Genomic DNA, 10,432 nt, shown 5'->3' on the forward strand with positions numbered 1-10,432 from the left:
GCTTAAGACAAGGTGTCGAGAGCGAACTCAATAAAACACCGGAGGTCATCATGAAATCGCTCGTTTCCGCAGTTGTTGCCGCTGTCGCCCTGTCCGCTTCGTTCGGCGCTTTCGCACAAAGCACCGTCACCCGCGCACAAGTCCGCAACGAACTGGTCCAGCTCGAACAAGCCGGCTACAAGCCGGGCGTGTCGAGCCCGTACTACCCGAACGACATCCAGTCGGCGGAAGCGCGTGTTCATGGTGCCGACGCCAGCGGTTACGGCGCGCAACCGGCTCCGGTCGTCCACGCTGGCGCCCCGGCTGCCGCAGCGTCGTCGAACGCTCGCGACTCGATCTTCTTCGGCCAGTAAGCCGACGCGCCCCCGGCGGGCGCACCGCGCATCGCGCGACCAAGCTGTATCCGGACGAGCCCGTCATGCGGGCTCGTCTTTTTTTGTGAAACGCATACCTCCGCTACCCGGTAACGGGTGGCTTCGCCCGGGCGCAGTGCGTCCGGGCGCTTTTTCCCCTGGTGAGGTATGCGTGACGCAGCCGTGTGCGCCGATCAGCGCCCCGCGACTGCGGCAGGCACCGAACGCGACAGCACGCGCCACCGCGACAGCAGTTCGTCGCGATCGACGTAGCAGCCCTGCAGATGCCGGCGACCCGTCGACGGATCGAACTCGGTGCGCGCATGCAGCACGCGCCGGTTGTCGAACGCCCACATATCGCCCGCCCGCAGCCGGCGCAGCACGCGGAAACGCGGCTCGCGCGCGAGCGCGAGAAACCGCCGGTATGCGCGATAGACGGCCGCGACCGAGCCGGCCGGCGCATCGAGCGGCCCGCGCAGGAAGTTCGCGACGCGCACCTCGGTGACGTTGCCGCGCGCATCGAGCCCGATCACGGGCGCCGAACAGCGGTAGTCGCTGTTCGCACTCTTGTTCCAGAACTCGAACGGCGTCGACGCAAGTTGCGCGAAATCGGCCGGATACTCGCGCCGCAGCGCATCCGCGAGCGCGAAGCCGTCGAGGAAGATGCTGTCTCCGCCCGTTGCATCGTTCGCGAGGCAATGCAGGAACTGCACGCCCGGCTGCAATTCGCGCGTCGGCAGATCGGTGTGCGGCGGCAGGTTGAGCGACGTATAGGCATTGCTGTCCGGACGCGGCTTCGATTCGACGTCGAACAGCATGCCGAAATTGCTTTCGCGGATCAGGCCGATGCGGCGCGCGATCTCGTCGACCCGGCCGCGCTCGGCCGGCACCCCCTCGACCAGCGTCAGCCCCGTGCGCTGCAACGCGGCGAGCCATGCGAGCAACGCACCGTCGTCCTCCATCACGTCGCGCCACGCGAACACGCCGATCGCCGTCGCATCGGCGCCGACCCATACGTGCCGCCCGTGCGCGGCCTGGCGCTCCGCGCGCGACGCATCGTCGTATGCATGCGCGCGCAACCACCCCGGCGACCAGGTGCTGCGATGCCCGTCGTTCCACTCGATATGCAGCGCGCCGTCGGTTTCGACCTGCACGGTGAGCGCCGACAGATCCTCGCGCGCATCGGCAATCTCGAACACCTGCTCGCGCGTGACCGCATGCACGCACGCGGAACACGCGCAGTTGTCGCGCAGCCAGTCGAAGTGAAACGGCGATCGTCGCGTGTCGCTCCACTCGACGTCCACCGCTCCGTCGCCGATCGTCGCCGCCGCAATGGCCGCGTCGGCGGAGAAGGTCCGCCAGTCCTCGATACGGTGTTGCGCTGCCTGCATCGTTGCCTCCTGGAAACGCCCGCTACGCGTGTGGTGCGAGCAGAAACCCGCCGATCATCCGGTGCATCCGCGCCGCCTGCGGGCTCGTTCCGAGCGCGCGCCAGCAGCCGTGCACCAGCCCCTCTCCCCTCCAGTAACGCGCGGCGCCGCCGGCCGCGAGAATCCGTTCGACATAGACGCGCGCGTCGTCGCGCAGCGGATCGTGCTCCGCGCCGATCGCGAGCACCGGCGGCAGCCCGTCGAAACGCGATGCGGCAAGCGGCACCGATGCGCGCAGCAACGGATCGTCGTTCAACGCGGCTTCATCCTCGACATTCCAGTAGAGCGCGCGATAGCGATGAACGTCGTCGAGCGTCAGCATCGGCGCGTGCGCTTCCGTTTCGCGCGCAGGCGATTGCGGTTCGAACCCGAGCATTGGATAGACGAGCGCGATGCCGTCGAGGCCGCCTTCGCCTGCATCGCGCAGCGCAGTCGCGACGGCCGCCGCGAGATTGCCGCCCGCGCTGTCGCCCGCGAGCGTCAGCGACCGTGCGCATGAGCCGAACGGCCAGCGTCCATCGCGCGCGGCCCGCGTGACGGCCAGGCAATCCTCGAGTGCGGCCGGTGCGCGATGCTCGGGCGCGAGCCGGTAGTCGACCGCGATCACGGCGAGCCCCGTGTCGGCCGCCAGTTGCGCGGTGATCAGCATGTGACTGTCGAGCGAGCCGACGACGAAGCCGCCCCCATGAAAGAACAGCACGGTGCCGCGCGGCGCACCGTGTGCCGGTGCGTAGCGCCGCAGCGCGATCGCGTGTCCGTCCGGTGCGTGCCACACCGCATCGTGCTGCACGATGCCGGCCGGCAGTTCGGCGGGCGTCCATGCGGCAGCGAAGCGATCGTAGAGACGGCGCTGTTCGGCGGGCGAGCACGCCGCCGAGTCGGCCGGATACGCTGCGTCGACAGCCGCGACGAATGCCGCGATTTCCGGCTCGAGCATCGTGTGTGCTCCGCGGTCCAAGGTTGAACGTCGACGCTAGCGGCGCGGCGGCAGGCCGATCACGCGCCCCGCATACGCGGGCGCCGCGCAGTCGCGCTGCAACACGTGCAACTCGGCCACGCGCGCGGCGACGTCGTCGTCGAACGGCGCCGATTTCGCGCCGTCGCGCGTGTCGACGTGCAGCAGCATCTGCTCGCTCGCCGACACGGCACCGTCGTGCCCGTCCGCGAACAGTTCGAGATACAGGTGCAGCCGCTTCGCGTCGTGCGCGAACACCCGCGCATCGACGCGCACGCGCGTGCCTTCCTTGATCTCCTGCAGATAGTTCACGTGCGCTTCGAGCGTGTAGACCGAGCGGCCCCGCTCGCGACGCGCGGCGTCGTCGAGACCGATGCGGTCCAGCAGCGCATCGGTCGCGAAGCTGAAGATCAGCAGATAGAACGCGTCGCGCAAATGGCCGTTGTAGTCGACCCACTCGGGCCGCACGACGTCGCGGTATATCGTCAGCGGGGTATCGCCCGTCATGTTCAGTCCTCGAATCGCATCCCGTGCCGCGCCTTCACCGCGGCGATTGCCTTCAGCACCTCGGTAATGCACTCGTCGCGATAGCGTTCGAGTTCCTTGATGCTGCGCGTGCCCTGCTGCTCGCTCGTGCCTTCGACGACGCTGTCGATCAGTTCGTCGGTCAACTTCGGTGCGACCAGCTTCGTCCATGGCAGTTCGAGCGCGGGGCCGAACTGCTGCATGAAGTGTCGCATGCCCGCGTCGCCACCGGCCAGCGTATAGGTCAGGAACGTGCCCATGAACGACCAGCGGATGCCCGCGCCGAAGCGGATCGCGTCATCGATCTCGCCGGTCGTCGCGACGCCTTCGTTGACGAGATGCAGCGCCTCGCGCCACAGCGCTTCGAGCAGCCGGTCCGCGATGAAGCCCGGCACTTCCTTGCGCACGTGCAGCGGCCGCATGCCGAGCTTGCGATAGATCTCCATCGCCGCCTCGACCGCTTCCGGCGACGTGCGCGCGCCGCCGAGCACTTCGACGAGCGGCAGCAGGTAGACCGGGTTGAACGGGTGGCCGACCACGCAGCGCTCCGGATGCATCGCACGCGCGTAGAAGTCGGTCGGCAGCAGCCCCGACGTCGACGACGCGATGATCGCGTCGGGCTTCGCCGCGCGGCTGATCTGCTCGTGCAGTTCGAGCTTCAGCGCCTCGCGCTCGGGCGCGCTTTCCTGGACGAAGTCCGCGTCGGCGACGCAGGCCTCGATCGTCGATTCGAAGCGCAGTCGCGCGGGATCGGCGCCCGGCGCGAGGCCGACGCGTTCGAGCGCGGGCCATGCATTCGCGACGTTCGCGCGCAGCCGCTCTTCCGCGCCCGGCGCGGGGTCCCACACGACCACGTCGAGACCGTGCGCGAGCGCACGGCAAATCCACCCGCTGCCGATCACGCCGGTGCCGATCGCGGCGAACGTCTTGATGTCGGTCTTCACAGCCATGTCAACGCATCCTTCAAATCGAGGAAAATCGGACGGCGGCCGCGCTCGTGCGCGCCACCGCAATGAATCGGAATCAGCCGCAAAGACTCACGCGAATTCGGTCGCCGCGCGGCGTTCGAGCAGACGTTCGCCGCGTGCCGGCAGGCCTAGCTTGCGACGCCCTTCGGCCGGCGTCAGCACGCGGCCGCCGAGGCGTTCGATGATTTCCCGCGCGCGCTCGACGAGCGTGCCGTTGGTGGCGTGCACGCCGCGATCGAGCCAGATGTTGTCTTCGAGGCCGACGCGCACATGGCCGCCGAGCAGCATCGCCTGCGCGACCATCGGCATCTGCATCCGGCCGATCCCGAAGCCGGCCCAGTGCGCGCCCGGCGGCAGGTTGTCGACCATCGCCTTCATCGTGCCCGTGTCGGCCGGCGCACCCCACGGAATGCCGAGGCACAGCTGGAACAGCGGCGGATCGTCAAGCAGTCCTTCCTTCAGCAGCTGCTTCGCGAACCACAGATGCCCCGTGTCGAAAATCTCCAGCTCCGGCTTCACGCCGAGCTCCTGGATGCGCTTGGCGCCGGCGCGCAGTTGCGCGGGCGTCGACACGTAGATGTAGTCGCCATCACCGAAATTCAGCGTGCCGCAGTCGAGGGTGCAGATTTCCGGCAGCAGCTCCTCGACGTGCGCGAGGCGCGTGAGGCCGCCGACGAGATCGGTGCCCTTGCCGAAGCGCATCGGGTCCTCGCCGGGGCCGATTTCCAGATCGCCGCCCATGCCGGCCGTCAGGTTGATGATCACGTCGACGTCGGCCGAGCGGATCCGGTCGACCACTTCGCGGTACAGGTTCGGGTCGCGGCTGCCGCGCCCCGTCTGCGGATCGCGGACATGGCAGTGTGCAACGGTCGCGCCGGCCTTCGCGGCTTCGATCGCGGCGGCCGCGATTTCCTTCGGCGTGACCGGAATCGCCGGATGCTTGCCGACCGTATCGCCCGCGCCGGTGACCGCGCAGGTGATGATGACGTCATGGTTCATGCTGTGTGCCTCGCTTGACTCGGTTTGTGTCGTAATGCGGGTAAATCAACGCGCTGCGCGCGGGCCGTTACAGGCCGAGATACGCCTTCACGGCGGGCAGGCCGTCCTTGCCGTCGAACGTCTTGACGCCGGCCAGCCACGCGTCCAGCACCTGCGGATTCTTCTTCAGGTACGCCTTCGCGGCGTCGGCCGGCTTCGTCTTGTTCATCACCGACTGCATCAGCTGGTTCTCGAGCTGCGTCGTGAAGCGCAGGTTCTCGACGAGCTTGCCCGCGTTCGGGCAGCGCGCGATGAAATCGGGCGCCGTCAGCGTGTACACGCGCGCTTCGCCGTAGTTCGGGCCGAAGGACGCATCGCCGCCGGACAGGTAGTTCATGCTGATCTGGATGTTCATCGGATGCGGTTCCCACCCAAGGAACACGACCCACTTCTTGTCGCGAATCGCGCGCTCGACCGTGACGAGCATCCCCGCCTCGCTCGATTCGACCAGCTTGAAGCCGCCGAGCCCGTACTGGTTCGTGTCGATCATCTTCTGGATCGTCGCGTTCGCGCTGCTGCCCGGCTCGATCCCGTAGATCTTGCCGTCGAGCTCCGCACGGTGTTTCGCGATGTCCTCGAAGGTCTTCAGGCCGGCCTGGTATTCGTAGCTCGGCACCGCGAGCGTCGCCTTCGCGCCCGCCAGGTTCGGCGGTTCGACGACGTTGATCGACTTGCTGTCGAGGAACGGCTGGAGCTGCTTTTGCTGCACCGGCCACCAGTAGCCGAGGGAGACGTCGAGCTGCTTGCTCTTCAGGCCGGCGAACGAGATCGGCACCGACGCGATCGTCGTCGTCGGCTTGTAGCCGAGCCCTTCGAATACCGTCGAGGCGAGCGCCGTGGTGGACGTAATGTCGGTCCAGCCGATATCCGCGAAGCGTACGTTGCGGCAGGTCGCGGCATCCGTTTCGGCCTGCGCCGCGGTCGCGAACGAGCCGGTCGCCAGCACGGCCGCGACGAACGCGGCGATCTTTGTCGACTTCATGGTTTCTCTCCCGGTTGGACCGATGTCCGACGGGTTCGCGGAGTGCGTCCCGGCCTGCATCGTGGGAGTAAAAGTAACGAGCCATATTCACCGCAAGACGACCGCCGGCGACCTGTTCTTGATTATTTGCGACTATGGGTGGAAACCACTAGATGCGGGCTGTGGCTTGTACGGCGGGGGTTTGGGGCGGATTTTGACGAGGCGGGGGTTGTCCGGATGCGGCGTGTCCAGGCTACTGGTCACGCCCTCGGCACCAGACTCATGCGCAAGCGAATACTCGCGCCGTCATGCATTTGCTCCGGGGCGCGCGCGGATGCCGGCAACAGGGTCAGTGCGTGCTCAGCCTGGCTGCATGGAAAGCTTCCCCAGCACCGCAGCCAAAATCATGGCCCGCGCATTTGACGGCGCCGGACGTCCGCTTGGTCTGAAGACCGCGTAACCCGGAACGATCTCCGCCCCGGAGAGCGCACACATTCCCGGCCGTGATGCGCGTGCCAGCCGCCAGGTCTGCTCGCCGTAGTGAGCGCGTCCCGGCTCCACCCATCGCACCAGCAGCATGTCTGCCGAATGTTCCAGGATCTCTATTTTCGGACGTGTCGTCGCACGATAGGCCGAGTCAAGGGCGGACACCAGAATCATTCTCGCTTGCGCCGATTGGCCTTTCGGACTGAACACCGGATCGCCGCACACGACCTTTGCTCCGGAAAACGAACATTGTCCGGAGCGCAGCGCGCGCCCCGGTATCCAGCGTTGCTCCTCTTCATCCGCATGCCCGGTCTTGCGCCAGCGCACGAGCAACACGTCATCCGCGTACTTCAGTATCTGCACCAATCCGTTCATTTGCCATTATCCGCTCCGCAGTGACGCGGTATCGCCTGCGTCGCAACACGCATCGATCCCGATGATCCTTCGATTACCTGCCATCCATGCTTCGATTCGACGCGGACGCGGCCCGCGTGGCGTCCGCCCGCCGGCAGGATCGCGTCGCCGCCGCGGACGGGCGCGGCCTCGACCGCGTTTCACCGGCATTGCATGGGTCGCTGCTGCATCCGGTACGCATTGACGCTCACGCATCGCCATACGTTCGGCACGACGCACGTCCACAGCGTCGCTCCAATCGCGGAGCGTGACGACGATCTCGTGTTGAAGGTGGGAGCCCGGCGATCGAACGCAACCGGCCACGTGCGTGGCCGGTTACCTTGCGCTTATTGTTTGGCGGCAAGACCAAACGCGTAGAGTTTGTGACTCGTGCCGTCGTACGGCAGACCGAGCACCTTGGTGTGGTAACCCGCCCCCCAGTACACAGTGCCGTCAACGATGGCAGCGCCCGACACCACCGCGCCGTTATTCTCGTAACTCCACTTGATCGCGCCCGTCGCCGCATCGAGCGCATACATGCTCGCGCCCGTGCCGGCCAACGAGCCGGCGTAGACGACACCGTTTGCAGCCGACATCGCCACCGTGTCCATCTTGCCCTGCGGGTCGGCCGTGCGCCACAGCACCTTGCCCGTGGCTGCGTCGACTGCCGCCCAGATGCCGCCCTTGGTCGTCTTCTCGCCGTTCGGACCGTTGTCGACGTCGATCGACTTCCCGTCCAGGTTGCCGATCGAAACGTAGATCCGCTTGCCGTCAGCAGCCGTCCCCCAGAGCATGCCGCCCAGCAGGCTGCCCGGGCCGACCTGCGTATGCCAGATCACCTTGCCGGTCTTGGGATCGAGCGCCCAATACACGCCGCTCTTCGCGCCCGCTCCTACCAGCGTCTTCTGCTTGCCGTTGATGGTCGCCTTGAACAGGTTTGGCCCCGAGCCGAAATCGTAGTCCGGGCCATCGTCGTGGTCGTAGTTGGTCGACATGTCAGCCGCCAACGTGCGGCTATGCCAGACGACCTTGCCGGTTTTGAGATCGAGCGCGACAAAGCTGTCGATCATGTTGGTCGGCGTATCGGGTTGGCAGTTCTTCTGGGTCGGAAAACGACAGTGCCCCGGCGGGACCGAGAAGTTGTTGCCCGTGGTCACGTAGAGCAGGCCGGTGTCATGATCGACCGCCGCCGTGTTGCCCCACACCGAACCGCCGGTGTATCCCTTCGGCACCATGTAGGTCTTCCACAGCATCTTGCCGGTCTTGCCGTCGAGGGCGACCACCGCGCCGCGATAGGTCGGCTTGTCCTTGAGCGCCTCGGCACGCGACGACAGGCCGACATAGACCACCCCGCGATCGACAATCGGCGATTGGGTGATGATCGCGGTCGGATCCGAATCCACCTTGGTCCGCCACACTGGCGCGCCATCCTCGGCCTTCGCCGCCATGATGAACGCGCCGGTCGGGTTGTTCGCAATCTGGGTGCCCTGACCGAAGATCAGCATGCCTTCCCAATATGCCGGGCTGGTGCGCGACGCATCGTTGTCGACACCACTGTATTCGGTGATCTTCTTTTTCCACTTCACCTTGCCGCTGGCAGCATCGACCGCCCATAGCGAGCCGCCGAAGTCCGGCACGTACACGGTGCCGTTGGCGACGGTCGGCGTGGCCGCCACGTTGCCGTCGGTATCCAGCGTCCAGCGCGGCGCGAGCTGCGAGACGTTATCGACACCGATGACGTGTTCGTCCGGCGCGGTGCGCGTGTTGTCGACACCCTGGCCGGCAAAGACCCAATCTGCCGCCGCACTCGGGCCGCTCGCGATCATGCCGAACAGGGCAAGCGTTCCGATCATGGCAGGCGTACGCCGGCGCCATGAGGCAAGTTCGACGATCTGCTTGTTGGATGTTTTCATGACATCACCTTACCGAGAGAAGTGTGACTTGAGACCGGCCGAACGGGAACGGCCGCGATGAAAAAACCCCTGGCGAACCGAGGCGACAGGAAGCGCCCGAGACGCCTGGCGATACGAAACCTGCACGTGCTTTCAAAAGCGGGGAGAAGATCGACATGGGCGGGATGGACCATCTGATGCAGCGTGAGTATCAATACCAAAAGTTCAGTTGCGAAGCGTGAATCGTCGGACCACTGCATGACACCACCGCGCCCGGCATCACGCATCTGCACCGACGACACATGCGTGCCCATGGCAACAACGCATGACGACGAGCGAACCCTGACGCCGATGCACCGGCAGTTCCGTCGCTCAGAACGTATGCATCATCCCCATATACGCGCCCGTCTGCGACTCGCCCGTCATCGGGCTCGTGCCCGACGTCGCGTCGCGCGGCGACGCGAGCAGCGAGAAGTTCGAGTTGCCGCCGTTGCGCACATACGCGACCGTCCCGTACAGGAACGTGCGCTTCGACAGGTTGTACGTGGTGCCGAGCACGTACATCATCGCGTGGCCCGACGGATCGTGCGACGCATCGCCGCCGCCGTCGCCGACCTTCACGTAATAGCCGCCGCCCGTCACGGCCCACTCCGGATTGGCCGCGTAAGTCACGCCGAGCCAGTAGTGATCGGCGCGATCGGCGACGCCGGCCGGGCTGTCCGGCGCCTGGTAGTGCGTATAGGCACCCTGGATCTTGAACTTCGACACCTTCACGTTCGCGCCGACGAAATATTCGCGCGACGCGGTGAAGATGTTGCTGAACTTGCCGTTGTTGTCGCGCAGCTCGTCGTAGAGGCCGCGCACGTCGAACAGCGCCGAGTGGTACGACAGCATGATCCCGTCCGAGCGGCCGAAGTCGTCGGCCGCACCGTAGTTGAAGCCGCGCGACTGGTTGCCAAACGCATATTGCGCCTGCACGTCGAAGCCGGCGATCACCGGGCTGTGATATTCGATGTTGTTGCTGCTCTGCTGCCAGTTGCGGCCGCGCACGAGCGATGCGGACGAAAACGCCTGCTGGACGAACGGATCGAATTCCCACACGCCGTCGCTGTCGATGAACAGGTTGCGGCCGCCCTGCAACTGGCCCCACGTGTTGCTCTTCAGCCCGACATACGCGCGGCGCGACCACAAGCGTCCGCCGCCCGTCGTGCCGTTCATCACCTGGAACGCGGTTTCCAGGTTGAAGACCGTCGACATCCCGCCGCCGAGATCCTCGAAGCCCTTCAGGCCGAACATGCTGGTGCCCCAGTCGCCGCCTTCCGCGCTCCAGCGCGTCGAACTGCCGTTCGGCGTCGCGATGTGGTTCAGGTATTCGACGCCGCCGTCGATCCGGCCGTACAGCGACACGCTCGTCTGTGCGAACGCGGCCGC

The 10,432-nt window shown here is 66.2% G+C and carries 10 protein-coding genes; 1 reads left to right on the forward strand and 9 read right to left on the reverse strand.

The features are described 5' to 3' along the window. Positions 1–50 precede the first annotated feature (50 nt). Positions 51–353 (forward strand): DUF4148 domain-containing protein, encoded by a 303-nt coding sequence (locus tag PI86_RS14610; RefSeq protein WP_014898571.1) that lies wholly within the window; start codon positions 51–53, stop codon positions 351–353. 194 nt (positions 354–547) lie between these two features. Here PI86_RS14610 and PI86_RS14615 read toward each other — a convergent pair whose 3' ends face one another. The 9 genes from PI86_RS14615 to PI86_RS14655 all read right to left on the reverse strand — a co-directional run. Then, positions 548–1,744 (reverse strand): TauD/TfdA family dioxygenase, encoded by a 1,197-nt coding sequence (locus PI86_RS14615; RefSeq protein WP_014898570.1) that lies wholly within the window; start codon positions 1,742–1,744, stop codon positions 548–550. A gap of 22 nt (positions 1,745–1,766) precedes the next feature. Then, entirely contained in the window at positions 1,767–2,720 is a 954-nt protein-coding gene (locus PI86_RS14620) for an alpha/beta hydrolase (protein ID WP_039323829.1), read from the reverse strand. A gap of 36 nt (positions 2,721–2,756) precedes the next feature. Further along, positions 2,757–3,245, reverse strand: coding sequence for a thioesterase family protein (locus tag PI86_RS14625; protein WP_014898568.1), 489 nt, complete (start codon positions 3,243–3,245; stop codon positions 2,757–2,759). Between the two features lie 2 nt (positions 3,246–3,247). Further along, on the reverse strand, positions 3,248–4,213 hold the full coding sequence (locus tag PI86_RS14630) for an L-carnitine dehydrogenase (protein WP_039323834.1): 966 nt from the start codon (positions 4,211–4,213) through the stop codon (positions 3,248–3,250). An 87-nt stretch (positions 4,214–4,300) separates the two neighbouring features. Further along, positions 4,301–5,230, reverse strand: a complete 930-nt coding sequence (locus PI86_RS14635; RefSeq protein ID WP_014898566.1) for a 3-keto-5-aminohexanoate cleavage protein — start codon at positions 5,228–5,230, stop codon at positions 4,301–4,303. Between the two features lie 67 nt (positions 5,231–5,297). Beyond that, positions 5,298–6,251, reverse strand: a complete 954-nt coding sequence (locus tag PI86_RS14640; protein ID WP_039323838.1) for a choline ABC transporter substrate-binding protein — start codon at positions 6,249–6,251, stop codon at positions 5,298–5,300. 339 nt (positions 6,252–6,590) lie between these two features. Next, a complete protein-coding gene (locus PI86_RS17890) occupies positions 6,591–7,091 on the reverse strand; it encodes a DUF3331 domain-containing protein (protein ID WP_039323841.1) in 501 nt (166 codons plus the stop codon). A 365-nt stretch (positions 7,092–7,456) separates the two neighbouring features. Continuing rightward, a complete protein-coding gene (locus PI86_RS14650) occupies positions 7,457–9,022 on the reverse strand; it encodes an outer membrane protein assembly factor BamB family protein (RefSeq protein WP_014898563.1) in 1,566 nt (521 codons plus the stop codon). A gap of 351 nt (positions 9,023–9,373) precedes the next feature. Next, positions 9,374–10,432, reverse strand: a 1,059-nt coding sequence (locus tag PI86_RS14655; RefSeq protein WP_052319462.1) for a porin, incomplete at its 5' end; no start/stop codon positions are given.

This window comes from Burkholderia sp. A9 (assembly GCF_000801975.1).

What these genes read in the sequence shown, in the direction of transcription:
- PI86_RS14625 (WP_014898568.1), bottom strand. Translation starts at nt 3,245, where the DNA reads ATGACGGGCGATACCCCGCTGACGATATACCGCGACGTCGTGCGGCCC.
- PI86_RS17890 (WP_039323841.1), bottom strand. Translation starts at nt 7,091, where the DNA reads ATGAACGGATTGGTGCAGATACTGAAGTACGCGGATGACGTGTTGCTC.
- PI86_RS14635 (WP_014898566.1), bottom strand. Translation starts at nt 5,230, where the DNA reads ATGAACCATGACGTCATCATCACCTGCGCGGTCACCGGCGCGGGCGAT.
- PI86_RS14620 (WP_039323829.1), bottom strand. Translation starts at nt 2,720, where the DNA reads ATGCTCGAGCCGGAAATCGCGGCATTCGTCGCGGCTGTCGACGCAGCG.
- PI86_RS14650 (WP_014898563.1), bottom strand. Translation starts at nt 9,022, where the DNA reads ATGAAAACATCCAACAAGCAGATCGTCGAACTTGCCTCATGGCGCCGG.
- PI86_RS14615 (WP_014898570.1), bottom strand. Translation starts at nt 1,744, where the DNA reads ATGCAGGCAGCGCAACACCGTATCGAGGACTGGCGGACCTTCTCCGCC.
- PI86_RS14630 (WP_039323834.1), bottom strand. Translation starts at nt 4,213, where the DNA reads ATGGCTGTGAAGACCGACATCAAGACGTTCGCCGCGATCGGCACCGGC.
- PI86_RS14640 (WP_039323838.1), bottom strand. Translation starts at nt 6,251, where the DNA reads ATGAAGTCGACAAAGATCGCCGCGTTCGTCGCGGCCGTGCTGGCGACC.
- PI86_RS14610 (WP_014898571.1), top strand. Translation starts at nt 51, where the DNA reads ATGAAATCGCTCGTTTCCGCAGTTGTTGCCGCTGTCGCCCTGTCCGCT.